This window comes from Pseudosulfitobacter pseudonitzschiae (assembly GCF_900129395.1).
Lineage (GTDB): Bacteria > Pseudomonadota > Alphaproteobacteria > Rhodobacterales > Rhodobacteraceae > Pseudosulfitobacter > Pseudosulfitobacter pseudonitzschiae.
The window spans coordinates 500,051-526,418 of record NZ_FQVP01000002.1 but is presented as its reverse complement, the minus strand read 5'-3'; the positions used below and the strand labels follow the sequence as shown (position 1 = coordinate 526,418).

Here is a 26,368-nt window from a genome sequence, read left to right as displayed (position 1 = left end):
GCGTCTCAAAGCGGACGCGAAACACGCTATTCAAAGATTTTCAGCAACTCCTTGGCGATCTTCTTTTTCGCCGCGTCCTCGACGCTTTCACCCTCTTCGGCTTTTACGCCCAGCTTCTTTTCAACCGCTTCCTTCAGCTTGGCCTCGGCTGCGTCTTTCAGCTCTTCCTTTTTCGCGCCCAGGTTCAGGTCAATCGCGGCCTCGATGTCGGGGATGATACGCAGGTCGGACCACGGGCCGGTGATCCGCACGGGAATGGCGATGCCGTTGCCTTCGTTGGCGTTCAGGGCGATGGGGGTAAAGGTATAGTCCATGTCCTGCTGCCCCAACCCGATGCGCCCCTTGCCGCGTGCCTGATAGCTGGCAAGGGTGAAAAGCAGGTCGTCGTTGCGGATGTTGCCCGCTTCCATGTTGAATGTCGCCCCGAGACTGTCGAACACGGTCGTGCCACTGCCCGTGGCCCCCGAACGCATCAGTTTGTCCAAGTCGATCCCCTGAATGGTGCCCTTGCCGATGGCAATGGCGCCCGACCCCGACAGCGATTTCATGATCGCATCCACCGAATTCCCCGATCCCAGAAAGTTCAGCTCGGCATCGGCGCCACCCGTCAGGCGGGTCAGGCCCAGAGCGTCGTTCAGCAGAGGCTGCATCGAGATGCCATTGGCAAACAGCTTGCCTCCCACGGACAGGCCAGAGCGGTTGTTCATGATGAACTGCCCCGTGATCGTGCCCTCGTAGGCATCAACCTCGCGCAGGTCAAAGACCGCACGCGAGTTGTCATTGGTCAAAAGCGCGCGCGTCGCGCCCAGCTTGAAGCTGCCAAGGTCAACCGAACTGGCACGCAAGGCAATTTCACCGTTGAACGCAGCAAGGCCCGAGGCGTCAATCCGGTCCTTGGGCCAGCCCGCTGTTGCAGCCCCTGTCGCAGAGGTAATGGTGCCGCCCGGGCTGTTCTCACCGCTGCCCGTCATACCTGTCAGGTCCAGCGCGCCCGCGTTCAGTTGCGCGTTTACCTGCGGCGTCCCGTTCAGGCCAATGTCTGCCGCGCCTGTCAGCCTGTTTCCACCAAGGTCGGCCACAAGCTCGCGCAGGGACAGGCGGCGGTCCTTGGTCAGCGTGACGTCGGACGTCATGTCGATGCTGCGGCCCAGCCCTTGCGGCAACTCCACCGCGCCCGCGCCAAGCGCCTGCATGAATGCGCTCGTGTCCGGCACGTCAAGTGTCAGCTTGCCCGCAACCTCGCCCGCCGTGCTGGCGCGTCCGTCCAAGGATGCGGTGCCATTTCCTGCGCTCAGTTGCAGCGTTACGGGTTGCACCTGCCCTGCAAGGAACCCGGCAAAAGTGCCGATTGTGGCGTTGACCTTTACCGCCTCGCCCGCGGGGCGAACGGTGGCCCGGATGTCGGCAGAGCCTGCACGCTCCGGCCAGTCCAGCGCGAGGTCAACGCCCTCGTATTGCACCAGGTCCGCGCCTTCGGCGTCATAGATCAGCGTGGCGTCGGTGATGTTCATCTTCTGGATCGAGAACGGGCGCGGTGCGGTGTCGGGCGAGGTTTGCGTTTCAATCGTCGCGGCCCCCGAGGCATCGGTGAACTGCCAGCTGGCGCGGCCATCCTTGCGTTGTTCCAACCGGATCGTGGGGCTGGTGGCGGCAATGTTGGTGATGCGGATCTCGCCCGACAGCAGCGCCGCGGCATCGACACCGATGGCTGCGTTTTGCGCGGTCAGCATCGGCCCCTGTTCGGACCATTTCGCGTTGCCGATCTCGATACTGCCCACCGAGGCCCCCAGCACCGGCCAGATCGACAGCGACACATCGCCCGAAATGGTCACATCGCGCCCGGTGGCATTGCGGATCTGGTCGGCGGCGATGCGCGCGATCCGGTCGGCAGGCAGGAAAAACAGCGACACACCGGCCACAACCACGATCAAAACGATCAATCCGATCAGACGCCCGATCCATTTCATGCTAGATATCCTCCGCCAATCCACACCCAATAGCTACGCGTCTTGCTGCCCATTCTCAATCAAGAACCCTTTCCGCCGCGCACCGGTTGCACTAAAGGAGCGATCATGAGCACAAACCCACCCAATCTGCGCCCCGACATCGCCCCCGCCGCCCGGCTGGATGGCAAGACACGCCCCGGCCAGCCGTCTATCGGCATGGTCAGCCTGGGTTGCCCCAAGGCGCTGGTGGATTCCGAACGCATTCTCACGCGGTTGCGGGCCGAAGGCTACGGGATTTCGCCCGACTATTCCGGGGCGGATGCGGTGATCGTGAACACCTGCGGATTTCTGGACAGCGCCAAGGCAGAAAGCCTTGAGGCGATCGGCGAGGCCTTGTCCGAAAACGGACGGGTGATCGTGACGGGATGTCTGGGGGCAGAGCCCGAGTATATCACCGGTGCGCACCCCAAGGTTCTGGCCGTGACCGGCCCGCACCAATACGAACAGGTTCTGGATGCTGTGCACGCCGCCGTGCCGCCGTCGCCCGATCCCTTTGTCGACCTGCTGCCCGCCAGTGGCGTCAGCCTGACGCCGCGCCATTACAGCTATCTGAAGATTTCCGAAGGCTGCAATCACAAGTGCAAGTTCTGCATCATTCCCGACATGCGCGGCCACCTGGCCAGCCGTCCGCACAAGGCTGTGCTGCGCGAGGCTGAAAAGCTGGTCGAAGCAGGCGTGCAGGAACTGCTGGTGATCAGCCAGGACACATCCGCCTATGGCACCGACTGGGACCGCGAGGTGCGGCGCGGGTTGACCGAACAGCCGATCACCACGCTGGCCCGCGATCTTGGCAGCTTGGGCGCGTGGGTGCGCCTGCATTACGTCTATCCCTATCCGCATGTGCGCGAGATGATCCCGCTGATGGCCGACGGGCTGGTGCTGCCCTATCTGGACGTCCCGTTCCAGCACGCGCACCCGGACACGCTGAAACGCATGGCCCGCCCCGCTGCGGCCGAGGCGACGCTGGACCGGATCGCGGAATGGCGCGATATCTGCCCCGACATCGTTTTGCGCTCGACCTTTATCGTCGGCTACCCCGGCGAGACCGAGGCCGAATTCCAGACGCTGCTGGACTGGATGGACGAGGCGCAACTGGATCGCGTCGGCTGTTTCCAATACGAAAACGTGGACGGCGCGCGGTCGAACGCCCTGCCCGATCACGTCGCCCCAGAGGTCAAGCAAGAGCGCTGGGACCGGTTCATGGAAAAGGCGCAAGCCATTTCCGAGGCCAAGCTGGAAGCCAAAGTCGGCACGCGCATCGACGTGATCGTGGACGAGGTGGACGCCGACGCCGCCACCTGCCGGACCAAGGCCGACGCGCCCGAGATCGACGGCAACTTGTTCATCGACGAAGGGTTCGAAGCGCTGACACCCGGCCAGATCGTCACCGTCGAGGTGGACGAAGCGGGCGAGTACGATTTGTGGGGTCGCCTGGCCTGATCGAAATGACGTGAAGGGGGCAAAATCGCGCCCCTCTTGAAAATGTTCCGCCTTTGTTCTATTTTGTTCTTAACAGGAACAAAGGAACGCCGTCATGGCCCATGCATCTGTTTATGAACCCGCCCTGCCCGGACTGTTTGTTCCGGTGCAATCCGACCTGCCGTTGAACACGCCCGAACCTGCAACAGACAAGCAGGTGGCCTATGCCATGGCCATCGCCAAGCGCACGGGCAAGGATCTGCCGCAAGGCACCTTGCGGGACCGGCGGGCGCTGTCGGCGTGGATTGATGCGCATAAGGTCAAGCCGGTTGAGGGCAAGTTTTCGAACTACCCCTCGGGCAAGCAGGTCGCCTTTGCCGAGCGGATCGCACGGATCAAACGGCAGGACGTGCCGCGCGAATGCTTCAAGGACAAGCAGCTGATGTCGCGCTGGATCGACGGAAACAAGCCGCGCTGAACTGTGCGGCTTTGTCCTCTGTTGCGGGGCGGGTTTGCGCCCTATCTTCAAGTCATGGAACAGAACACCACAAAAGACACCTGCGTTTTGTACAACGGCGACTGCCCCGTCTGCCGGTTCGAGATCGACCATTACGCCGAATACAGCCGCGACAACGGCCTGCCCATTCGCTTTGACGATCTGAACAGCGATGCGCTGGCAAGCTGGGGTGTCAGCGCCGATGACGCGGCCAAACGGTTGCATGTGCGCAAGAACGGTCAGGTCTATTCCGGCATCCCCGCGTTCATTCTGCTCTGGCAGGATATGCCACGGTTTCGCTGGCTGGCGCGGGTGGTGTCGTGGCCGGTGGTGCAACCCGTGGCCGAGGTGTTGTATGACCGTGTGCTGGCGCCCGTTCTGTATCGCTGGCATCTGGCGCGTGAGCGCAAAGCCGCCAAGCTCCAGTAACGTCAACGATGTTGTTACACTTCTGCCATAGCCTGCAGGCCGAAACACGTTAGTTTGGGCGCATGGCTTATCCACGATCCTTTTCAGAAACGCTTGCCGACGGGTCGGTGCATGTCCTCGGGCTGACCGGATCGCTGATTGGCGCCGCGATCCTGCTGGGACATGTGACGGCCCACGCGCCGGCCGTGACCGTGGCTTCGGTCAGCGTCTATCTGGCGGTTCTGGTCTTTGGCTTTGCGGCTTCCGCGGCCTATCACCTGCTGCCATGGGACCGCTCGCGGCCCGTGCTGGCGCGCGTGGATCATGCGGCGATTTACCTGAAGATCGCGGGCACCTACACGCCGCTCGTTGTCGTTCTGGGATCGGTCACCGGCTATGTGGTGCTGGGTTTCGTCTGGCTGGTAGCCTTGGGGGGCGCGATTGCCAAGCTGTCGTTCTGGTCGACGGAAGGGCGTGGATCGCTGGCGCTGTATCTTGCCTTGGGCTGGGCCAGCGTGCTGCTGATCTGGCCGATGTGGTCCAGCCTGAGCGGTGCCGCCATGGCTTTGGTCGCGTCGGGCGGGCTGACCTATTCGGCGGGGGCGGTGTTCTTTGCCATGCGCGAATTCCGGTTCCAGATGGCGCTGTGGCATGTCTTTGTGCTGGTCGCCTCGGGCTGTTTCTTTGCGGCCATAGCGCTCAGCGTCTAAAGCGCGTCCAGGTAGGCCCGCACGCAGGTCTGCACATGGCGAAACCGGTCGCCGCCAAGATGTTTGCCGCCATACCAGCGCGTTACCACAATCAGGTGATCGGCAAGATCCTCGCGCTCCAACATGCGGATGATCACCATGCCCGCCCCGGCTTCGCCGTCATCGCCTTTGATCGGCCCGCCCTCGGTCAGCAGCGCCGCCCATGTGTTGTGGGTCGCCTTGGCATAGGATTTGTCCCGCTTGAGCTGTTTCAACGCGGCATCAATGTCGGCGCGGCTGCTGACCGCCACGCCCGACACCGCGTATTTTGAACCGCGGTCGGTCAGGATCTGCCCCAGCAACCGCATCAGTTCCGCACCAGCCTGCGCCGTGCCGCCGCCCACTGTCGGTGGGCGGCCACTTCATTTGCGGTTTGGGGATACACGTAACCGTTCAGACACTCACAACGCCGCAGCGGTGCGCCGCACTGTTTCCAGACGCGCCGCGTTGGGCGGGTGCGTGCCCAGGAAACGGTTGCCGGGATCAGGAATGCGGGTAAAGAACTCGGCCCCGCGCAGTGGGTCATAGCCGGCACGATGGGTGATGACGGTGCCCAGCGCATCGGCTTCCAGTTCGAACTCTTTCGAGTAGGTCCGCGCGCCCACCTGTTCACCCAGCCGCTGCGCCGATTCCACTGCGCCCGCGTCGCCGCCGGTCAGCGTCGCCAGCCCGGCAAAAATCACAGCCCCCGCCACCGCATTCTGACGCTGGCGCGCAATATGGCCCGCAATGTGGTGCGCAGCCTCGTGGCCCATCACGAATGCGATTTCGTCGACGTTATAGGCGTCTTGAATAAGCTTGAGCGTAAAAACGATCACCGGCCGGTTTGTCTTGTCCAGTGTCTGGTAGGCGTTCGCAGGCTCGCCCGGACGGTCATCGACAACGATGCGGAAATCACAGTTCACGCCGGTTGTGCGGTTGCGACATTCGCGTTCGGCCACCGGCTCAAGCCGCTGCAACACCTGCACAAAGGCGCGCTCGGCCTGATCCGAGTTGCGCAGTTCGTCCGCACCGGACGTGCGGACGGATGCCCCGTTCGTCTGTTGCACGGGGCCTGATACCGTTGTGGGCACGTCACAGGCGGCCAACAAGGCCAACGGCACCAGAACCTGCACCAGTTTCTTGAACATGCGTTTCATTCCCTCAACTTGCGCGGCGCGCGGGCCGCAATCTTTGCGGCCTAACTTAACAGGTCCGTCGCGCGCTTCCAGCCCTGATGCGCTGCAATCACGGCTCCGGGATCACGGCGGGCAGATCACCGCTTGCATGTGCGCGCAGCAGGGTTAGGCTCGGGGTATGTTTACAATTGAACACGAATTCGACTCGACCGTAATCACCCTGGTGGATGATGGCGGTGTGCCCCTGCAAGAGGATGTGATCGTCAACACATTCACTGAATGCGTGACCGTCGAACAGTTCGACCCGCGCACCGGTCAGGTCATGAAGATCACGCTCAGCCACGCGCAGGTGCGCGATATGTCGGCGGCTTTGGACTTGCCCGAAGGCGTCTATGCCATCCGCGAAAGCGGCAAGGGCGACGGCACGTAACCACGGCTTTGAGGCTGGACGCTCGGGCCTGTGGTGGTAACGTCCTGCCATATTCAGGAGAGCGCAAGATGCCCATAGGAACCGAGATCAGGACATTTTTCGAAGGCCGCTGGCACGACGGTGATGTGCCGGTGATGAAGGCTGCGGACCACGGCGCGTGGCTGGGCAGTACGGTGTTCGACGGCGCACGGTTCTTTGACGGGATGACCCCCGACCTGGAAGCGCATTGTGCCCGGGTGAATCGGTCGGCCAAGGCGCTGATGATCACGCCCACCGTCAGTACCGAGGACATGGTTGCCGCCGTGCGCGAAGGGCTGAAGGCTTATGATCCCGCCGATCCGGTCTATATCCGCCCGATGTATTGGGCGCTGGACGGTGATGCCTCGGGGATTGTGCCGCTGCCCGAGGGAACCGGCTTTGCGATCTGTCTGGAAAAGGTGCCTATGGCCGCGCCCGAGGCGTCGACCACGCTGACGCGGACCCGGTTCCGTCGTCCGGTGCTGGAGGACGCGGTGGTGAATGCCAAGGCGGGGTGCCTGTACCCCAACAACGCGCGGATGCTGGCCGAGGCGAAATCCAAAGGGTTCGGCAATGCGCTGGTCGCCGATGCCTTGGGCAATGTGGCCGAAACAGCCACCGCCAACGTGTTCATGGTCCGCGACGGCGAGGTGTTCACACCGGTGCCCAATGGCACCTTTCTGTCGGGCATCACGCGGGCACGCCACATCAGCAACCTGCGCGCCGACGGCGTGACCGTGCACGAAACCGTACTAGGCTTTGACGACTTTCACGACGCTGACGAAGTGTTCCTGAGCGGCAACATGATGAAAGTCACGCCCGTGACCGCCTTTGACGACACCCAGTACCAGATCGGCCCCGTCACCCGGCGCGCCCGCCAGCTGTATTGGGACTGGGCCGCATCCGAAAGGTAACACCATGACCAAACCGCTTGAATTCTGGTTCGAATTTGCCAGCACCTACAGCTATCCCGCCGCCATGCAGGTCGAGGCGGCCTGTGCCGCACGTGGCGTGCCACTGGTCTGGAAACCCTTCCTGCTGGGACCGGTGTTCGGCGCACAGGGCATGACGGATTCGCCGTTCAACCTCTACCCGGTCAAGGGCGCCTATATGTGGCGCGACATGGAACGCATCTGTGCCGCCGCCGCCCTGCCCCTGCACAAGCCGTCAACCTTCCCGCGTGGCAGTATGCTGGCGGCCCGCATTTGTGCGGCCCATGCGGACGCGGACTGGATCGGGGATTTTGTCCGCGCGGTTTACTCCGCCAACTTTGCCGAGGATCTGGACATCGGCGCTGCGGACGTGATCGGGCCGGTGTTGCAGGCGCTGGGACAGGAAGCCGCAACCATCATCGACAGCGCAGGTACGCCCGAGGCCAAGCAGGCCCTGCGCGCACTGACCGATGACGCCATCGCACGCGGCATCTTTGGCGCACCCAGCTTTACCGTCGGGACCGAACTGTTCTGGGGCCACGACCGGATGGACATGGCGCTGACCGAGGCTGCGGGTGGTGACTGATCGACATTGCGCGCCGCCCCGCCTTGCGCCATGCTGCGCGATGAAACGGAGGACGTGATGCGCAAATTTCTGGTGGTGCTGGATGACAGCCGCGAATGTCTGAACGCCATGCGCTTTGCCGCCATGCGTGCCGCCAAGACCGGCGGCGGCGTGGCCGTGTTGTCGGTGATCCCGCCGGACGAATTCAACCACTGGATCGGCGTTGGCGACATCATGCGCGAAGAGGCCCGCGAGCGGATCGAGGCGCATTTCGAAGTGTTCGCCAAGTGGATGCGTGACAAGCAAGGCGTGAATCCCGAGCTGGTCATTCGCAACGGTCAGGCCGCGGACGAGATCATCGCCCAGATCACCGAAGACCCGGAAATCGGCGTTCTGGTTCTGGGGGCAGGCACGGACAAGAAAGGCCCCGGCCCGCTGGTCATGCAGCTGTCGCGCAATGCCGCCTCCCTGCCCATTCCGATCACCATCGTGCCCGGCGACCTCAGCAAGGAAAAGCTGGAAGCCATCACCTGAAGCGCTCGCGCGGATGTGCGTTGTGCGCCGCCCCGCACCGGCATAGCGTGCTTGCTATGAAACAGCTTTTCCCCACCGTCCTTTTCCTGCTTTGTCCGCTTGGATTTGCCTGGGCGTCAGGCACTGACGATCTGGTGCGCGCGCTACAGGCGCAAACACAGCAACCCGACAGCCCCGACACGATGGTCGAAGCGGATGACGCCAAGGGCCAGACCCGCCGCGCGGGCGTCGGGTTCTACGTCAACGAAACGGACTTTGTCACGGCGCAGAACACCCTGGATCATTGCGGCGACGCAGGGCTGCGGTTGCCGGATGGCACGCCCGTGGAAGTGGTGGCACAGGATGCTGACGCGGGGCTGGCGGTTCTGACCAGCACGCGGCATTCCGCGCACTGGTTGACCATCAGCGACGACAGCATCGGCGACACCGGCAAGATCACTGTTCTGGGCGTGACCAAGGATGGCTGGAAAGACGCTGAAGCCAAACGGTCCGAGGTGCGCCTGTTAGGGCAGATCGAGGCCACCGGCCAGATGATCGCGCAAATTCCCGCCAAAAAGCGCAATATCGGTGCGCCCGTACTGGACGCGCAGGATCATGTGATTGGCCTCGTCGCAGGCCCGTTGACCTTGCAAGGCGCGACCGAGGCCCAGGCCAAGGGATTGCGCAAGCTTGCTGCCGTTGTTGGCACCGCAGGTCTGCCCGCGTTCCTGGACAGCGCCGATATCAGCTTTCGAGAACCGGCCAGCGGGCTGGATGCAACCGAGAATGACCCGGCACAGGCCCTGACCGGCGTGATGTGCCGCTAGGCGATACAGTTTAGAATCGTTCCAAACCTTGACTTGCGGCCCCATGATCCGCATATCAGGTGTAACAGCCCACGAGGAGCGCTTGCCATGTTCATCCAAACCGAATCGACGCCGAACCCTGCGACACTGAAGTTCCTGCCCGGCCAGACCGTTCTGGACATGGGTACGGCTGACTTCCCGACGGCGGATGCCGCGGCCAAGTCGCCTCTGGCACAACGCATCTTTGCCGTGTCAGGTGTGACAGGCGTGTTCTTTGGCACCGACTTTGTCACCGTGACCAAGGATGACGCGACCGAATGGGATCATATGAAACCCGGCGTTCTGGGCGCGATCATGGAACATTACCAGTCCGGCGATGCGGTCATGGACGAGGGCCACGCGCCCGCATCCGGCCATGCCGAGCATTCCGGTGAAGACGGGGCGATCGTCGGCCAGATCAAGGAACTGCTGGACAGCCGCGTGCGCCCTGCCGTGGCGCAGGATGGCGGCGACATCACCTTCCACGGCTTTGACCGCGGGGTTGTTTACCTGCACATGCAAGGCGCCTGTGCCGGTTGCCCGTCGTCCACGCTGACGCTGAAAATGGGCATCGAAAACCTGCTGCGCCATTACATCCCCGAAGTCACCGAAGTGCGCCCCGTCGCGGTCTGATCTTCGTGCCTGATACTTCAAGTTTTAGCGGGCGCTGCATTTGCGGCGCCCTGTGCTTTTCTGCACTGCCCGGTGCCCTGGCATGAGCGTCGTCCTGGGCTTTGACACTTCGGGCGCGTGGTGCGCCGCCGCCCTGTGGTCGAATGGGGCCGTGGTCGAGGCGGTGGCCGAGGAAATGACCCGCGGACAGGCCGAGCGCCTGATGGGTTTGCTGCAAGAACTGCTCGCCCGTCACGATCTGGGATGGCGCGATCTGGATGCGCTTGGCGTTGGTGTCGGGCCGGGCAATTTCACGGGCATCCGCATCGGCGTCTCTGCCGCGCGTGGTCTGGCGCTGGGACTGGACGTGCCTGCCTATGGTGTCACCGGGTTTGAGCAGCGCAAAGACCTGCAAGCCCATCCTCTCTGCGTGCCCGCCCCGCGCGAATCGGTGTACGTGATGCAGGCGGACGGCCCCGCTTTGGTCACGCGCGCGCAGCTTGAGGCTGACGGCACCACCCTGCCCGCCGATCCCGCGCCGGCCGATCTGGCCCGTGCCATCGCCAGCCATGCCGCGGGCCTCTATCCGCAAAGCGCGCCGCCGCCTGCCCCCTATTACCTGCGCCCGGCCGACGCCGCGCCGGGTCGCGACGTGCCGCCAGTGATCCTGCCGTCCGACGCACCGTGACCCCACAGGACATGGCCCATATCCACGCCGCCGCCTTTACCGACGCGCGGCCCTGGACCGAGGCGGAATTCGCCACGCTGCTCGACAGCCCCTATGTCTTTGCCACCATGCAGCCCCACGGCTTTGCCCTTGTGCGGGTCGTCGCGGGCGAAGCCGAATTGCTCACCATTGCAGTGCACCCTGACCACCAAGGCACGGGAATCGGTCGCAGGTTGATGACGCTTTGGATGGCGCAGGCTGCCGAAACTGCGGCGGATGCCTTTCTCGAAGTTGCAGCGGACAACGCCCCTGCGCGCGCCCTTTACAGCGCATGCGGTTTCGCACCCGCAGGGCGGCGCGCCGGCTATTACCTGCGTGCGGGGGCGGCCGCTGTGGATGCGGTGCTTATGCGCGCGCCGCTCGGTTGAGTTCACCTTAGGTCAGCCCCCTGAATCCGCCCCCATCGACAGAAAAAGCGGTTGACCCGGCACCAACGCTGCGGCCTTATTTGCATCTGATCAATCTGATCTGCCTGCGATGCACACAGAAATGCACGGGCACTGGGCTCCGCTTCCCAACGGGCGGCAGGCTCCAAACATGAAAAATGGGAGATACCACATGACCCTTATGCAAAAATTTCTGGGCGCCGCTGCCGGGCTGGCCCTGACCGCCGGTGCCGCCTTTGCTGAACCCGCGCTGGTCTATGACCTGGGTGGCAAATTCGACAAATCCTTCAACGAAGCCGCCTTTGCCGGTGCGCAACGTTGGGCCGAAGAGACCGGTGGCACGTTCCGCGAGATTGAAATGCAGTCCGAAGCACAACGCGAGCAGGCCCTGCGCCGCTTTGCAGAATCGGGCGCCAATCCGGTGATCACCACCGGCTTCGCCTTCTCCAGCGCGCTGGAAGTTGTGGCACCCGACTATCCCGACACCACATTCGTGACGATTGATGGCTGGGTCGATGCGCCCAACGTCAAGGTCATCGGCTTTACCGAGCACGAAGGGTCTTACCTGGTCGGCATGTTGGCGGCTGAAGCCTCGAAAACCGGCACGGTCGGCTTTATCGGCGGCATGGACATCCCGCTGATCCGCAAGTTCGCCTGTGGCTACGCCCAGGGTGTCAAGGCCGTGAACCCCGATGCAACCATCATCTCGAACATGACCGGCACCACACCGGCTGCGTGGAACGACCCTGTGAAAGGGTCCGAGCTGACCAAGGCGCAGATCAGCCAGGGCGCTGACGTGGTCTATGCCGCGGCGGGCGGCACCGGCGTGGGCGTTCTGCAAACCGCAGCCGACGAAGGCATCCTGTCCATCGGCGTCGACAGCAACCAGAACCACCTGCACCCCGGCAAGGTCCTGACATCGATGCTGAAACGCGTGGACGTGGCCGTATACGAGTCGATGAAGGCGGGCGACGCTCTGGAAGGTGGGGTTCAGATTCTGGATCTGGCCAACGGCGGCGTCGGCTATGCGATGGATGAAAACAACGCAGAGCTGGTGACCGAAGAGATGAAAACACCGGTGGACGCGGCTGCAGCTTCGATCGCTGCGGGTGACATCGTCGTGCACGATTACACATCCGACGACAGCTGCCCTGCACTGTCGTTCTGATCCTGTCCTCTGAAAACACCGGGCCGCGCCATTTCAACTGGCGCGGCCCTTTCGCAAGACAAAGGGTTCGCCAGTCATGCCTGCCACCACCGTAGCCCCCGCGATTGAACTCAAAGGCATATCCAAGGCCTTTGGCCCCGTGCAGGCCAACAAGGACATCTCGATCCGCGTGATGCCCGGCACCATCCACGGGATCATCGGCGAGAACGGTGCCGGCAAATCCACCCTGATGAGCATCCTCTACGGCTTTTACAAAGCCGACGCGGGCGAGATTTTCATCAGTGGCACCAAAACCGACATTCCCGACAGCCAGGCCGCGATTACAGCGGGCATCGGCATGGTGTTCCAGCATTTCAAGCTGGTCGAAAACTTTACCGTGCTGGAAAACATCATTCTGGGCGCCGAGGACGGTTGGTCGCTGACCACCTCGCTGGGCAAGGCCCGCAAGGAATTGGTGGCGCTGGAGCAGGAATACGGGCTGAACGTGAACCCCGATGCCGTGATCGAAGATCTGGGCGTGGGGATGCAGCAGCGTGTGGAAATCCTCAAGGCGCTGTACCGGCAGGCCGATATCCTGATCCTGGACGAACCCACCGGCGTGCTGACCCCCGCCGAGGCCGACCAGTTGTTCCGCATCCTGGGACGGCTGCGCGAAGAGGGCAAGACGATCATCCTGATCACCCACAAGCTGCGCGAGATCATGGAAATCACCGACACCGTCAGCGTCATGCGGCGCGGGCAAATGACCGCCACGGTCAAGACCGCAGAGACCACGCCCGAGCAGTTGGCCGAGCTGATGGTGGGCCGCAAGGTGCTGTTGCGCGTCGACAAGGCCCCCGCCGCCCCCGGCGACGTTGTGCTGGACATCCAGAACCTGCATGTCACCGACGAGCCTGGGGTTGAACGGCTCAAGGGCATCAACTTGCAAGTGCGCGCAGGCGAAATCGTCGGCATCGCCGGTGTCGCGGGCAACGGACAGTCCGAGCTGCTGGAACTGTTGGGCGGCTATGCGCGCGGCACCGGCACCGTGCTGATGAACGGCGACCCCATTGATCTGAGTGGCAAACACTCGGACGGCCAGTCACGCCGTGCGCGCGGTATCGCACATGTGCCCGAGGACCGCCAGCGCGAGGGTCTGATCATGGACTTTCACGCGTGGGAAAATACGGCGTTCGGTTATCATCACGATCCGGCCTATAAATCCGGCCCGCTGATGGACAATGCAGCCATCCGCGCCGACACCGAGGCCAAGATGCAACGCTTTGACGTGCGTCCGCCGGACCCTAAACTGGCAGCCAAGAACTTTTCGGGTGGCAACCAGCAAAAAATCGTCCTCGCCCGCGAGATCGAACGCAACCCCGACCTGTTGCTGGTGGGCCAGCCCACGCGCGGTGTCGACATCGGCGCCATCGAATTCATCCACCAGCAAATTGTGGCCCTGCGCGATCAGGGCAAGGCGATCCTGCTGGTCTCGGTCGAGCTTGAGGAAATCTTTTCGCTTTCAGACCGCATCGCGGTGATGTTCGACGGCCATATCATGGGCGAACGCATGCCCGAACAAACTGACGAAAAGGAACTGGGCATGCTGATGGCCGGCATGGAGGTCCCGCAATGACCGTACGTGCTTTTGGCCACACATATCCCGGGGGAATCCCGCAGGAACAGGGGCAGCGCCCCCAGCACCCCGCCCGCCAGACAGGAGCCGCCCCATGGATGTGATGCCCAAATGGGCCGAGGTGATCCTCGTGCCGCTGATTTCGCTGATCCTGGCCGCCATCATCTCGGCGCTGGTGATCCTGGCTATCGGAGAAGACCCGATTGCTGCCGTCAAGCTGATGGTGTCGGGCGCGCTGGGGTCGACCTATGGCTGGGGCTACACGCTCTATTACGCCACCAACTTCATGTTCACCGGCCTTGCGGTCGCCGTGGCCTTTCACGCGCGGTTGTTCAACATCGGTGGCGAAGGTCAGGCGGCCCTGGGCGGATTGGGCGTGGCGCTGGCCTGTCTTTACATCCCCTGGCCGCACTGGTCGCTGGCACTGCTGGGCGCAATTGTCATGGCGGGCATCTTCGGTGCGATCTGGGCCGCGATCCCCGCCTATCTGCAAGCCAAGCGGGGCAGCCATATCGTGATCACCACGATCATGTTCAACTTTATCGCGGCCTCCCTGCTGAACTACATCCTTGTGAACGTCCTGCGCCCGCGCGGCAGCATGGACCCGGCCACCGCCCGCTTCCCCGAAGGCACACACCTGCCGACACTGCATGACGTGCTGGCCCCCTTTGGCATCAGCTTCTCCAAGGCCGCCCCCGCCAACATCACCTTGCTGGTGGCCGTGCTGGCCTGTGTGCTGGTCTGGGTGCTGATCTGGCGCACCCGTCTGGGGTACGAGCTGCGCGCTTATGGTCATTCCGAGAGTGCGGCGAAATACGCAGGCATTTCACCGTTCAAGATCACCATGGTCACGATGATCATTTCGGGGGGACTGGCCGGGTTGATGGCGATCAACAACGTCATGGGTGAAGCAGAACGGCTGGTGCTGAACGCTGTCGAAGGCGCCGGTTTCATCGGCATCGCCGTGGCCCTGATGGGCCGCAGCCATCCCTTTGGCGTGTTCATCGCCGCGATCCTGTTCGGCTTTCTCTACCAGGGCGGCGCGGAACTGGCACTGTGGACCACGATCCCGCGTGAATTGATCGTGGTGATCCAGGCGCTGGTGATCCTGTTCACCGGTGCGCTGGACAACATGGTGCGGATGCCGCTGGAGCGGATGTTCCTGGCTGCACGCCGCGCCCGAACCCCCAAGCCTGAACGCAAACCTGTAGAGCCGGCGGAGTAACATCATGGATTTCCTGACCCTGATCCAACTGCTCGACAGCACCGTGCGACTGGCCACTCCGCTGCTGCTGGCCTGTCTTGCGGGCCTCTTCAGCGAACGTGCCGGCATTTTCGATATCGGCCTTGAGGGCAAGATGCTGGCCGCTGCGTTCTTTTCCGCCGCTGTGGCGGCCGTCACAGGGTCGGTCTGGCTGGGGCTGCTGGCAGGTATTGTCGCCTCGCTGCTGCTCAGCGCCTTGCACGGCATCGCCTCGATCACCTTTCGTGGCAATCAGCTGATTTCCGGCGTGGCGATCAACTTTCTGGCCTCGGGGCTGACGGTGCTGATCGCGCAAAGCTGGTTTCAGCAAGGCGGGCGCACCCCATCTCTGATGGGCGGCGGGCGGTTCACGCCGATCACCCTGCCCTTTGCCGATGCGGTGGCCGATGTGCCCTTTGTGGGACCGATCTATGCCGAGTTAATCTCGGGCCACTCCATCCTGGTCTACATGGCCTTTGCCGCCGTGCCCCTGACCTGGTTCGTGCTGTTTCGCACCCGTTTCGGCCTGCGCCTGCGGGCCGTGGGCGAAAACCCCGCCGCGGTGGACACCGCGGGCGTGTCGGTGGTGGGCCTGCGCTATGCTGCGGTTGCGATCTGTGGCGTGCTCTGCGGGATCGCAGGTGCCTATCTGTCCACCGCGCTCCAAGCCGGTTTCGTCAAGGACATGTCCGCAGGCCGCGGCTATATCGCGCTGGCGGCGCTGATCTTTGCCAAATGGCGGCCGTGGTATGCGCTGTATGCGACGCTGCTGTTCGGCCTGTTCGGCGCACTGGAAACACGGCCCGACGTGATCACCGCGCTGACCGGAATGCGGATGCAGGGACAACTCCTGGGTGCGCTGCCCTATATCATGACAGTGATCATTCTGGCGGGTTTTGTGGGCCGGGCAAACCCGCCACGCGCGGGCGGAGAACCCTATGTCAAAGAACGGTAGGTCCAGTTTTGGCAATTTATCAGTCCTGATGTTCCATGCTGCAGCGTAGCATATTGCTTTCGTCCCTCGGCACGTCCTAAGTAGTGTCATGCAAATATACCTGCCCATCGCGGAAGTTTCGGTAAATGCCTTCTTGCTGTTGGGCTTGGGCGGGTTGGTCGGCATGTTGTCCGGCATGTTCGGCGTGGGTGGCGGGTTCCTGATGACACCGCTGCTGTTCTTTATCGGCATCCCCCCTGCTGTCGCCGTGGCCACAGGTGCGAACCAGATTGTCGCCTCGTCCTTTTCCGGCGTGCTGGCCCATTTCCGGCGGCGCACGGTGGACCTCAGGATGGGCACCGTCCTGTTGATCGGTGGCCTGATCGGAGCCGCGGCAGGTGTCGCGGTTTTCAACTATCTGCGGTCGATCGGTCAGGTCGACCTGATGGTGCGGCTTTGCTATGTGGTTTTTCTGGGCATCATCGGCACGCTGATGTTTGTCGAAAGCCTGGCAGCCCTGCGCCGGTCGTCTTCAGGGGCGAAACCGAAACGCAAAAAGCACGGGCTGGTGCACAAGATGCCCTTCAAGATGCGGTTTCGCGTCTCGGGTCTGTATATCTCGGTGATCCCGCCGTTGCTGGTGGGCCTGTCCGTCGGGGTGCTGGCCGCGATCATGGGCGTGGGTGGCGGATTTATCATGGTGCCCGCGATGATCTATATCCTCGGGATGCCAACCAAGGTCGTGATCGGTACTTCGCTGTTCCAGATCATCTTTGTGGCCGCATTCACCACCATGTTGCACGCCACCACCAACTATACCGTGGACGTGGTTCTGGCAGTGCTGCTGCTGGTCGGCGGCGTGGTCGGCGCGCAGATCGGCACCAACATCGGCCTGCGGATGAAAGCGGAACAGCTGCGCGTGCTGCTGGCCCTGCTGGTGATGATCGTCTGCGGCAAGCTGGCACTTGAGCTGCTGCTGCAACCCTCCGAGCTTTATTCGGTTGCCCCGCCGGTGATGCAATGATGCGGGGGCTGGTGCTTGCCTTTCTGACCTTTTGCGCAACCTTGCCTGCGCGGGCGGAAGAGGTCGTGCTGGGCCTGTCCAAGGACGAGGTGGCGATCACCGCCAGCTTTAACGGATCGGACATCCTGATTTTCGGCGCGGTCCTGCGTGAGGAACCAATCCCGTCCGGTTCGCCGCTTGAGGTGGTGATCACGGTTTCGGGTCCGTCCACCCCCGTCACGGTGCGCCGCAAGGAACGCCGCTTTGGCATCTGGATCAACACCGATGCGGTCGAGGTCGACCGCGCGCCCAGCTATTACGCCGTGGCGTCAAGCGGGCCGCTGCGCGAGGTTCTGTCCAATATCGAAGACCTGCGGTATCGCATCACGGTGCCCCGCGCGATCCGCTCGGTGGGGGCGCCAATGACCATCTTGGACTCGGCGGCCTTTACCCGTGCGCTGATCCGCATCCGGGGCAATATGGGCCTCTATCAGGTGTTGGAAGAAAATGTCGTTGTCGACCAGCAAACCCTGTTCCGCACTTCCATCCAGCTGCCGTCAGCGGTCACCGAGGGCGGCTATATCACCCGCATTTTCCTGACCCGCGACGGCAAAGTGGTGTCGCAATATCAAACCACCATCGAAGTGCGAAAAGTCGGATTGGAACGCTGGTTGTTTGCCCTGTCGCGCAACCAGCCGCTTTTGTACGGCCTGATGTCGATCGCCATCGCCATTGCCGCAGGCTGGGGCGCATCGGCAGGCTTTGCCCTATTGCGGCGGTAGCTACAGGAACGCTTCCGGCTCGGCCAGGTTGAGCGGAGCGGCGGGAACCGCACGCAGATCATCCACCCGCAAGGGTTCGGTCGGTTTCGACAGCCGGTTGCGCACGACCCAGATCAGCCTGTCCTGTGCGCGGGTGATCGCCACATAAGCCAGCCGTTTCCACAAGGGTTGCCCCGCCTCGACACGCCCCATGCGGGCCGCGACGAACAGATCGGGGGCAAAGACCTGAACTGTATCCCACTGGCTGCCCTGCGCCTTGTGAATGGTCACAGCAGCCCCGTGCAGGAACGTTGCCCCCATACGCGCGGCGAAGGGGATAAAGGGCTCTTCCTCGTCCGGCTTTTCGATTTTCACGATCGAGGCGGCGGAAATCTGCGGGTCTTCCGCGCCCATCACATGCAGGCGCGAAAAGCCCGGTTTGCGCCCAGACCCCAGAAACACCACCTGCGCCCCTTTGATCAGGCCGCGCGCCTCAAGGTCCAACCGTTTCTTGCGATGCTTCAATGGCAGTTCGATCCCGTCGCAAATCAACGGCTCACCTTCGATCAACGCATCCTCGGGCGCGCCGTAAACCGTGCGAAATGCGTTGATCAGGCGGATGCGCGTGGCGTTGCGCCAGACCAGAACAGGGCTGCGCGCCATCAGGTCAACCTCGACCCGCTGACCCCAGACCACCCGTTCGTCCCGTTTCGCGGCGTCTTCGATCATCTTTTCGAAATGGTGGAATTCCAACGCTGGATCGGCCAGCGCATGTGCGAGATCCAGGATCGGGTTGTCGGCGGCCTGCCGGTGGATGCGGCTCAGGTTCAACACCCGTGGTGCGGGCAGCTTTTCAAAGACCATCGTACCGGATTGCCCCACCGGGGCCAGCTGGGCCGGATCACCGAACAGCAAAAGCGTCGGGAAAATCTCCTTGAGATCCTCGAACTGTTTGTCATCCAGCATCGAGGATTCGTCGATAAACCCGATGTCCAGCGGCTCTTCCCGGCGCTTCCATCCGGTGATGAAATCGCTGCCGCGCAGGCCAGCGGCGGCCAGCGCGCCGGGAATGGATTTGTTGTTGGCATAAAAGGCCGCGGCCCGGTCCAGCGCCACGTCGGTCAGATCGGCAATCTCGGGCCGTTCACCGTTGCCCGCCAGCCATTCGGCGATGCGTTCGTATTCGGGATCATAAACCGGTGTGTACAGAATACGGTGGATCGTCGTGGCAGGCACCCCGCGCAGACGCAGGACGCTCGCCGCCTTGTTGGTGGGCGCAAGGATCGCCAGCGTGCGCTTTTCCTTGCGCTTGCGCGATTCGTAATCGCCCGAGACGACCTCGACCCCGGCCTGTTCCAACGCCTTGTAGAGCTGCGCCAAAAGCAGGGTCTTGCCCGATCCCGCCTTGCCGGTGACCGCCATCACCGCACTGGCCGATGACTTCGGCGGCATCAGCAGCTGTTCGTCCAGATCAATGCCCGCGCCCCGCAGCATCTCGGTCACTGCGTCATGGGCCACGGCCTGATCGTCGGAATATGTAACGGCGGTATCGGTCATTCCGCGACACTAAAGGCGGGTCGCGGCGGGGACCAGAGGCAAGGCGCGCTTTAGCCTGTCCGCGCCAGATTTTGTGCGCGGGCACCGCCAAAGGAGCGGTCGAACCACTGGCGTGACAGCTCTGCGCTGAGCCCTGCCCGCTGCGCCACGGCGGCCTTGGCATCCGGGTCGAACTGCCACAGGCCGACGCTGATCTGGCTGCGCCCTGTGCCTTGGCTTCCCAGCACCTCGGGGGACGATCCGATCATCCGGTAGATGCGCACCATACGCGCGTCGAAAACGCCGACGAAATGGTCCACGTCAAAGTTCTGCATGATCTCGCCCCCGCCCAGCATCAACGCGGCCGCCACATGGCTGCCCGCACCACGGGACAGGCAGAACCGGGTGCATTCCCAAATGCGCGGGCTGGCGATGGGAACGCCGCCCGTCAGATGGCCGAAATGATCGTTGACCATCACCGGCCCCGTCGTGGGCAGAAAGCGCATCGAGCCACCGTGGCTGCCGTCGGGTTCTTCCCAGATCACATAGAGCGGGTTCAAATCATCGTAGCGGTCCCGCTCGGCCCCTGTGGCGTCCACGCTGACCTCCCAGCCCAGCCGGGTTTTGAACTGGTCAGCGCGGTCGCGGAACATCGCGTCGCGCAAAGCGGGACAGGTGTGAAGGTCGGTGCCGTAGATATAGCGCAGCATGTGTGTGGCTCCCCATTGATCCGAATGGTCAATGGCGTAGCCGCGACATCGTTAACGTGAGGCAAGCCCACCGCACGCAGCACGGCGCCGATGCGCAACGCTAGACAACAATCAGCCCCCGGCTCATGGCGCGGGCAACCGCGTGCGTGGTGTTCATCGCCCCCAGCTTGAAGCGTGCGCTTTCGATATAGACCCGCAGCGTGTGCTCGGAAATCGACAGGGTTTCAGCCACCTGAGCGCGGCTGTAGCCCATCGCCAGCAAGGTGATGCTGTCAATCTCGCGTGGAGACAGGTTGCGGGCCTGTTCCGGCAGGCGGTCTGGTTCGAATTCAAGCGCCTTTTGGTTGAACGCATGGGCGATCAGGATCAGCGACCGGCGGTGGGTTTCGGTGAATGTGTCCCATGTGGCATCGTCGCAGCTGTGCGATACGGTAAACAGTGCAAACTGCCCGTTGGGGCCACGGATCGGCACGGTAAATCCCTGATTTCCGACGCCGTATTCACTCGCTTCTGCCTGAAATGCGCGCGCCGCCTTGCTGGACCAATCCAAACGTCTCCAGTCAACAGGATGAAATCGCTGGTAACACCCGATCACCACCGGGTCGATGCGCAGGTAGTTCTGTTCCAGATAACGTGTACGCCAATCGTCGGAATATGTACCACATCCGTATTGATCCCCCGCACTATCCACCCAGTGGTAGATCATGTGATTGACGCCAAAAACCTTGGCAAACTCTTCAATGACTTCCTGGAGAATTTCCAGAGTGTCAGACCGCTCCAGCCTCTCCAAAATGGTTTCCATCTGCGCATTCAGCGTCATCGGGCCCGCCTGTAACCGGTTCTGCCTTTCCCGAGATCTCAGCCATTGCAACGATTGCGGTGTCGTCCAGCTGCTCGGCCAGAACGGGCAATCCGTTTGCGTGGGCAAAGGCCCTGAGATCCGTCAGAACATCTAAAATCCAATCGCTCTTCATGTCAGGTTCGCCCTCAGTTGGTTAACAGTCGGTTAACTCAACTATAGCATGAGCGATTTTCCTTAATAAATTCGCGTATTGGTACTCCCCCGAAATGGCGAGGGGCGGTTTTTCGGGCATTTTGCCTGTAACATGTGGCTGCCAAACGCAAAAACGCCCGCGCATCACATGTGATTCGCGGGCGTTCTGCGTGTTGTCGCAGGGCAGGATTACCGCCCGGCTTCCAATGCGTCCTCGAATGTACGCAAGCCGGTCTTGGGGGCCTGCACCAGAACCGACATGTTGCCGGGCTTGTGCTCGTTGCGCAGCATCTTCATGTGCGCGTCGGGCAGGTCCTTCCACAAGAACACCTCGGACATGCACGGATCAAGACGACGTTCCAGCATCAGGCGGTTGGCGGCAGACGCTTGTTTCAGGTGGGCAAAGTGGCTGCCTTGCAGACGCTTCTGGTGCATCCACATATAGCGCACGTCAAAGGTCAGGTTGAAACCTGATGTGCCCGCGCAGATCACAACCATGCCGCCCTTTTTCACCACGAAAGTGGACACGGGGAATGTCGCCTCGCCGGGGTGTTCGAACACCATGTCGACGTTCACGCCCTTGCCGGTGATGTCCCAGATCGCCTTGCCGAACTTGCGCGCCTCGGCGAACCAGGCGTTGTATTCGGGCGTGTTCACCTTGGGCAACTGACCCCAGCATTTGAAGTCCTTGCGGTTCAGAACGCCCTTGGCGCCCAGATCCATGACGAAATCGCGTTTGCTTTCGTCCGAGATCACCCCGATGGCGTTGGCACCCGCAGTGTTGATCAGCTGGATCGCGTAGGACCCCAGACCACCCGACGCGCCCCAGACCAGAACGTTCTGGCCGGGTTTCAGGTCGTGCGGCTCGTGACCGAACAACATCCGATAGGCCGTGGCCAGCGTCAGCGTGTAACAGGCGCTTTCTTCCCAAGTAAGGTGCTTGGGACGCGGCATCAACTGCTGTGCCTGCACGCGGGTGAACTGGCTGAACGAACCGTCGGGCGTCTCGTAACCCCAGATGCGCTGGCTGGGCGAATACATCGGATCGCCGCCGTTGCATTCCTCGTCGTCGCCGTCATCCTGGTTGCAGTGGATCACCACCTCGTCGCCGACTTTCCAGCGCTTCACCTTGTCACCAACGGCCCACACGATGCCCGAAGCGTCGGAGCCTGCAACGTGGTAGGGCTGCTTGTGGCCGTCAAAAGGGCTGATCGGTTGGCCGAGGGCGGCCCAGACGCCGTTATAGTTGATGCCCGCAGCCATCACCAGGACCAGCACGTCCTGGCTGTCCAGCTCGGGTACGTCCACCACCTCTTGCAGCATGGCCTTGTCCGGCTCGCCGTGACGTTCACGGCGGATGGCCCAGGCGTACATCTGCTTGGGGACATAACCCAACGGGGGCATTTCGCCCACTTCGTACAGGTCCTTTTCAGGTGCTTCGTAGTGCGCGATGCCAGTGTCCAAAGCCATGCCAGTCTCCTTAACCAAAGATGAAACGCCGCAGTGCAGAATCGCGGCGGGTTTAGGATGAAATATTAAGACCTGAGTAATATTGCAACCGCATTTGACAGTATTTTGTAATTTTATGACTTTGCGCGCGCAGAAAATCAGGACGCAGGCGCAGCATCCGGGTAAAAATGCTCGATCGAGTTCGCATAGAACTGCAACACCTCCCGTTCCGCTGGATTCATCGCATAGGTCCCGTCTGTTTCGATGATCAGCCCGCGCAACAGCATGTGTTTTTCCGCTTTCAGGCTGATGTTACGGATCGAATCCCGTGACGCCAGAACATTTGTCTTGGCCGCGCGTATCTCGGCCTGCATGGCCTGTTGCAGTGTATCGTGATCCATCGGGGCCGTGGCCCGCAGCATCACACGGGACAGCACCGGCACAAAGGACAGCGGCATCTCGCTTTCGATCCGGCGCATCAAATCGGCCCCCAGCACCTCGATATCCGGCTTCGGCGCGTAACTGGACAGGGCCACTGGCTGTCCAAAGACCACCGCCGCCTCGCCAAAGCGCATTTGCTTGCCGAACAACCGCAGCCAGCCCTTGCGCAGGATATAGAACAGGATCACCGAGATGCGCGCGCGGAACCGGCGGCTGCCTTCGTTGTTGGCGGAAATCAGAATACGGTCTTCCAGAACCCGGTCATAGTTGATGGCCACGGGGACAAAGACCACCTCGCGGCCCGATTCCTCCCACGCCTCGACCACATAGGACAGCAGCCCCAGCTTGGGTGGCATCACGCGTCCAGTCAACGACAGCCCGCCTTCGGGGAAAATCGCCTGTGTCGCACCGCCAGCGGTGGCCATCTGAACATAGCGTTGCAGCACCCGCCGATAGAGCGCTCCACGGGATTTGCGACGGATGAAATAGGCCCCCATCGACTTGATCAACACGCTCAGCGGCCAGACCCGCGCCCATTCGCCCACCGCATAAGACAAGGCGGACGCACGCGCGGCAAGATAGGTGACCAAAACATAGTCCATGTTGGACCGGTGGTTCATCACAAAGATCACCGTCGCATCCGGCGCCACGTTCTTAAGGGCGGTTTCATTCAGCAAACCGGTGCGCACGTCATAAACCGTGTTGGCCAGGAACCGCGCGATCCGGATGCCGACACCAAAATAGGTAAAGGCGGAAAAGCTGGGCACGATCTCGCGGGCATAGCGTTTGGCCTGTTCAAAGGCGACGTTTTCCGGAACCCCTTCCGTATGCGCGTGGTCCACGATGGCTGCGGTAACCTGCGGGTCATAGACCAGCCGCTGAATCATGTCGTGGCGGCGCGCCAGCTTGAACGGCTCGATCGGCCGCGTCAGGCGCGTGTTCAGCCGCGCAACAGCCTTTTCCAAACGGCGCCGGAAAAACCAACGCACCGAAGGCAACAGGAAATGGCTCAGCGCCGTGACAGTTGCGAACAACACGATAACGATGAACAGCCACAGCGGAAGTTGGATGGTTTGCGTCATGGCTCACATTTGCAGCCGGATCGGTCCGAGGACAACAAGCAACTGCACAAAGATGCACACCGCAGCGCCGTGGCGGCATGTTGATCGTGCAAAGGTCAGAAAATGCGTTTACGCCGCAACGCAGCGAATTGACACTACCCGAAAGTTTCGTATAACTAGGTCACAACGCAATAATATTGCCCACACAGATTCACGAGGCCTTTCGATGACACAAAAAGATCGCCCCTGGCTTATCCGTACCTACGCAGGCCATTCGACCGCCAAGGCGTCGAATGCGCTGTACCGGTCGAATCTGGAAAAGGGCCAGACCGGCCTCTCTGTCGCATTCGATCTGCCGACGCAGACCGGCTATGACAGCGATCACATTCTGGCACGTGGCGAAGTGGGCAAGGTTGGTGTGCCTGTGGCGCACCTGGGCGACATGCGGACGCTTTTTCAGGACATTCCCCTGGAGCAGATGAACACCTCGATGACGATCAACGCGACCGCCCCGTGGCTGCTGGCGCTGTATATCGCCGTCGCCGAAGAACAGGGCGCGGATGTGGCGGGGCTGCAAGGCACGGTACAAAACGACCTGATCAAGGAATACCTCAGCCGCGGCACCTATATCTGCCCGCCTGCCCCGTCGCTGAAGATGATCGCGGACGTGGCCGAGTATTGTTACACCAACGTGCCGAAATGGAACCCGATGAACGTGTGTTCCTATCACCTGCAAGAAGCGGGTGCCACGCCCGAGCAGGAATTGGCATTTGCGCTGGCCACGGCCACCGCCGTTCTGGATGCATTGAAACCCCGCGTACCGGCAGAAGACTTTCCCGTATTGGTTGGGCGTATTTCGTTTTTCGTAAATGCCGGAATTCGATTTGTGACCGAAATGTGCAAAATACGCGCCTTTGTCGATTTGTGGGACGAAATATGTGCGACCCGTTACGGGGTCGAAGATGCGAAATACCGACGTTTCCGTTATGGCGTTCAGGTCAACTCTCTTGGGTTGACCGAACAACAACCTGAAAACAACGTTTACCGTATTCTGATCGAAATGCTGGCGGTGACCCTTTCGAAAAAGGCACGCGCCCGCGCGGTGCAATTGCCCGCGTGGAACGAAGCGCTTGGCCTGCCGCGCCCCTGGGATCAGCAATGGTCGATGCGTATGCAACAGATCCTCGCCTTTGAAACCGACCTTTTGGAATTCGACGACCTGTTTGATGGCAACCCTGCGGTCGACGCCAAAGTCGAAGAATTGAAAGCCGGAGCGCGCGCGGAACTGGACAACCTGGACGGCATGGGCGGGGCGATTGACGCCATCGACTATATGAAAGCGCAACTGGTCCAATCCAATTCGGACCGCCTGAGCCGTATTGAAGCAGGTGAAACCGTGGTTGTCGGGGTGAACAAATACACCAATACCGAACCGTCGCCGCTGATGACGGAAGATGGCGGGATTATGACCGTCGACCCCGCCACCGAAGCCGATCAGATCAACCGTCTGAAAGAATGGCGCAGCAATCGTGATCAGGCCGCCGTGGACGCGGCACTGGCCGATCTGCGCGCGGCGGCAGCGGCGGGCGAGAACGTCATGCCCGCCTCGATCACCGCCGCCCGTGCCGGTGTGACGACGGGCGAATGGGCCGCACAGATGCGCAGCGTCTTCGGCGAATACCGGGGGCCCACGGGCGTTTCAGCCTCTGTGTCGAACAAGACCGAAGGGCTGGACGACCTGCGCGCCGCCGTCGATACCGTCAGTGACAAGCTGGGCCGCCGGTTGAAGTTCCTGGTGGGCAAACCCGGTCTGGACGGCCATTCCAACGGGGCCGAACAAATCGCCGTCCGCGCCCGCGACTGCGGCATGGACATCACCTATGACGGCATCCGCCTGACACCCGAAGAAATTGTGAATGCCGCAATTGAACAAGAGGCCCATGTTGTCGGGCTGTCCATTCTTTCCGGCAGCCACGTGCCGCTGGTCGAGGATTTGATGGAAAGAATGCGCAATGCGGGTCTGGGGCATATTCCCGTCATCGTCGGCGGAATTATTCCTGACGAAGACGCGAAACGCCTGAAAGGCTTTGGCGTGGCGCGGGTCTATACCCCAAAGGACTTTGAATTGAATACGATAATGAAAGATATCGTTACTTTGGTAGATCCAAAAGCGGTTGCCGCTGAATAGCGTCAATTACCCCGGATGCGGGAATTCAGATCCGTTTTCAC

Annotated in this window: 27 protein-coding genes; 19 read left to right on the top strand and 8 right to left on the bottom strand. The window is 61.9% G+C overall.

Annotated elements, in window-relative coordinates:
* Window positions 1–26: 26 nt before the first annotated feature.
* On the bottom strand, window positions 27–1,967 hold the full coding sequence (locus BUC08_RS06865) for an AsmA family protein (RefSeq protein ID WP_037925186.1): 1,941 nt from the start codon (window positions 1,965–1,967) through the stop codon (window positions 27–29).
* 105 nt (window positions 1,968–2,072) lie between these two features.
* Here BUC08_RS06865 and rimO point away from each other — a divergent pair, with 105 nt between their 5' ends.
* From rimO to trhA, 4 genes are all read left to right on the top strand, one after another.
* Window positions 2,073–3,446 (top strand): 30S ribosomal protein S12 methylthiotransferase RimO, encoded by a 1,374-nt coding sequence (rimO, locus tag BUC08_RS06860; RefSeq protein ID WP_037925184.1) that lies wholly within the window; start codon window positions 2,073–2,075, stop codon window positions 3,444–3,446.
* 94 nt (window positions 3,447–3,540) lie between these two features.
* On the top strand, window positions 3,541–3,903 hold the full coding sequence (locus tag BUC08_RS06855) for a hypothetical protein (RefSeq protein ID WP_224553270.1): 363 nt from the start codon (window positions 3,541–3,543) through the stop codon (window positions 3,901–3,903).
* Between the two features lie 54 nt (window positions 3,904–3,957).
* On the top strand, window positions 3,958–4,350 hold the full coding sequence (locus BUC08_RS06850; RefSeq protein ID WP_037925603.1) for a thiol-disulfide oxidoreductase DCC family protein: 393 nt from the start codon (window positions 3,958–3,960) through the stop codon (window positions 4,348–4,350).
* A gap of 62 nt (window positions 4,351–4,412) precedes the next feature.
* The gene (gene trhA, locus BUC08_RS06845; protein WP_037925182.1) at window positions 4,413–5,039 is read left to right on the top strand and encodes a PAQR family membrane homeostasis protein TrhA; all 627 of its coding nucleotides are present in this window, start codon (window positions 4,413–4,415) and stop codon (window positions 5,037–5,039) included.
* On the opposite strand, the gene BUC08_RS06840 is transcribed toward trhA, so the two are convergent.
* Together BUC08_RS06840 and BUC08_RS06835 are read right to left on the bottom strand one after the other, a co-directional pair.
* Window positions 5,036–5,386: a YigZ family protein gene (locus BUC08_RS06840; RefSeq protein WP_037925602.1), complete on the bottom strand. Its 351-nt coding sequence runs from the start codon at window positions 5,384–5,386 to the stop codon at window positions 5,036–5,038. The two genes, trhA and BUC08_RS06840, sit on opposite strands and share 4 nt — an antisense overlap.
* Window positions 5,387–5,479: 93 nt before the next feature.
* Window positions 5,480–6,217, bottom strand: coding sequence for a M48 family metallopeptidase (locus BUC08_RS06835; protein WP_037925179.1), 738 nt, complete (start codon window positions 6,215–6,217; stop codon window positions 5,480–5,482).
* Between the two features lie 157 nt (window positions 6,218–6,374).
* Between BUC08_RS06835 and BUC08_RS06830 the strand changes: the two genes are divergently transcribed.
* The 14 genes from BUC08_RS06830 (at window position 6,375) to BUC08_RS06765 (ending at window position 17,969) form a co-directional block, all read left to right on the top strand.
* Window positions 6,375–6,626, top strand: coding sequence for a hypothetical protein (locus BUC08_RS06830; RefSeq protein WP_037925178.1), 252 nt, complete (start codon window positions 6,375–6,377; stop codon window positions 6,624–6,626).
* A 68-nt stretch (window positions 6,627–6,694) separates the two neighbouring features.
* Window positions 6,695–7,558, top strand: a complete 864-nt coding sequence (locus BUC08_RS06825) for a branched-chain amino acid aminotransferase (protein ID WP_037925175.1) — start codon at window positions 6,695–6,697, stop codon at window positions 7,556–7,558.
* A gap of 4 nt (window positions 7,559–7,562) precedes the next feature.
* A complete protein-coding gene (locus BUC08_RS06820) occupies window positions 7,563–8,162 on the top strand; it encodes a 2-hydroxychromene-2-carboxylate isomerase (RefSeq protein WP_037925173.1) in 600 nt (199 codons plus the stop codon).
* Window positions 8,163–8,219: 57 nt separating this feature from the next.
* The gene (locus BUC08_RS06815; RefSeq protein ID WP_037925600.1) at window positions 8,220–8,675 is read left to right on the top strand and encodes a universal stress protein; all 456 of its coding nucleotides are present in this window, start codon (window positions 8,220–8,222) and stop codon (window positions 8,673–8,675) included.
* A 56-nt stretch (window positions 8,676–8,731) separates the two neighbouring features.
* Window positions 8,732–9,481 (top strand): trypsin-like peptidase domain-containing protein, encoded by a 750-nt coding sequence (locus tag BUC08_RS06810; RefSeq protein ID WP_037925170.1) that lies wholly within the window; start codon window positions 8,732–8,734, stop codon window positions 9,479–9,481.
* A gap of 87 nt (window positions 9,482–9,568) precedes the next feature.
* A complete protein-coding gene (locus tag BUC08_RS06805; protein WP_028954825.1) occupies window positions 9,569–10,132 on the top strand; it encodes a NifU family protein in 564 nt (187 codons plus the stop codon).
* Between the two features lie 82 nt (window positions 10,133–10,214).
* The gene (gene tsaB / locus BUC08_RS06800; RefSeq protein ID WP_037925168.1) at window positions 10,215–10,799 is read left to right on the top strand and encodes a tRNA (adenosine(37)-N6)-threonylcarbamoyltransferase complex dimerization subunit type 1 TsaB; all 585 of its coding nucleotides are present in this window, start codon (window positions 10,215–10,217) and stop codon (window positions 10,797–10,799) included.
* A gap of 11 nt (window positions 10,800–10,810) precedes the next feature.
* Window positions 10,811–11,206 carry a GNAT family N-acetyltransferase gene (locus BUC08_RS06795; protein ID WP_037925165.1) on the top strand — a complete coding sequence of 132 codons (396 nt, stop codon included), beginning with the start codon at window positions 10,811–10,813 and terminating at the stop codon, window positions 11,204–11,206.
* Window positions 11,207–11,396: 190 nt separating this feature from the next.
* Window positions 11,397–12,392, top strand: coding sequence for a BMP family lipoprotein (locus BUC08_RS06790; RefSeq protein ID WP_037925163.1), 996 nt, complete (start codon window positions 11,397–11,399; stop codon window positions 12,390–12,392).
* A 76-nt stretch (window positions 12,393–12,468) separates the two neighbouring features.
* Complete coding sequence (locus tag BUC08_RS06785) at window positions 12,469–14,007, top strand: ABC transporter ATP-binding protein (protein WP_037925160.1); 1,539 nt, start codon at window positions 12,469–12,471, stop codon at window positions 14,005–14,007.
* A 94-nt stretch (window positions 14,008–14,101) separates the two neighbouring features.
* The gene (locus BUC08_RS06780; RefSeq protein ID WP_037925158.1) at window positions 14,102–15,232 is read left to right on the top strand and encodes an ABC transporter permease; all 1,131 of its coding nucleotides are present in this window, start codon (window positions 14,102–14,104) and stop codon (window positions 15,230–15,232) included.
* Between the two features lie 4 nt (window positions 15,233–15,236).
* Window positions 15,237–16,205 (top strand): ABC transporter permease, encoded by a 969-nt coding sequence (locus BUC08_RS06775; protein WP_037925156.1) that lies wholly within the window; start codon window positions 15,237–15,239, stop codon window positions 16,203–16,205.
* 88 nt (window positions 16,206–16,293) lie between these two features.
* Window positions 16,294–17,208: a sulfite exporter TauE/SafE family protein gene (locus BUC08_RS06770; RefSeq protein WP_037925153.1), complete on the top strand. Its 915-nt coding sequence runs from the start codon at window positions 16,294–16,296 to the stop codon at window positions 17,206–17,208.
* Window positions 17,208–17,969 carry a TIGR02186 family protein gene (locus BUC08_RS06765; protein ID WP_397467041.1) on the top strand — a complete coding sequence of 254 codons (762 nt, stop codon included), beginning with the start codon at window positions 17,208–17,210 and terminating at the stop codon, window positions 17,967–17,969. Before BUC08_RS06770 ends, BUC08_RS06765 begins: the two co-directional genes overlap by 1 nt.
* Here BUC08_RS06765 and BUC08_RS06760 read toward each other — a convergent pair whose 3' ends face one another.
* The 5 genes from BUC08_RS06760 to BUC08_RS06740 form a co-directional block, all read right to left on the bottom strand.
* Window positions 17,970–19,505, bottom strand: coding sequence for an ATP-dependent DNA helicase (locus BUC08_RS06760; protein ID WP_037925145.1), 1,536 nt, complete (start codon window positions 19,503–19,505; stop codon window positions 17,970–17,972).
* Window positions 19,506–19,555: 50 nt separating this feature from the next.
* A complete protein-coding gene (locus BUC08_RS06755; protein ID WP_037925144.1) occupies window positions 19,556–20,194 on the bottom strand; it encodes an acyl-homoserine-lactone synthase in 639 nt (212 codons plus the stop codon).
* A 100-nt stretch (window positions 20,195–20,294) separates the two neighbouring features.
* Window positions 20,295–21,014 carry a helix-turn-helix transcriptional regulator gene (locus tag BUC08_RS06750; protein WP_037925141.1) on the bottom strand — a complete coding sequence of 240 codons (720 nt, stop codon included), beginning with the start codon at window positions 21,012–21,014 and terminating at the stop codon, window positions 20,295–20,297.
* A 363-nt stretch (window positions 21,015–21,377) separates the two neighbouring features.
* On the bottom strand, window positions 21,378–22,658 hold the full coding sequence (gene ccrA, locus BUC08_RS06745) for a crotonyl-CoA carboxylase/reductase (RefSeq protein WP_037925137.1): 1,281 nt from the start codon (window positions 22,656–22,658) through the stop codon (window positions 21,378–21,380).
* Between the two features lie 137 nt (window positions 22,659–22,795).
* Window positions 22,796–24,160: a 1-acyl-sn-glycerol-3-phosphate acyltransferase gene (locus tag BUC08_RS06740; protein ID WP_037925135.1), complete on the bottom strand. Its 1,365-nt coding sequence runs from the start codon at window positions 24,158–24,160 to the stop codon at window positions 22,796–22,798.
* 205 nt (window positions 24,161–24,365) lie between these two features.
* On the opposite strand from BUC08_RS06740, the gene BUC08_RS06735 reads away from it, so the two are divergent.
* Window positions 24,366–26,327 (top strand): protein meaA, encoded by a 1,962-nt coding sequence (locus BUC08_RS06735; RefSeq protein WP_037925133.1) that lies wholly within the window; start codon window positions 24,366–24,368, stop codon window positions 26,325–26,327.
* The last annotated feature ends 41 nt before the right edge of the window (window positions 26,328–26,368 follow it).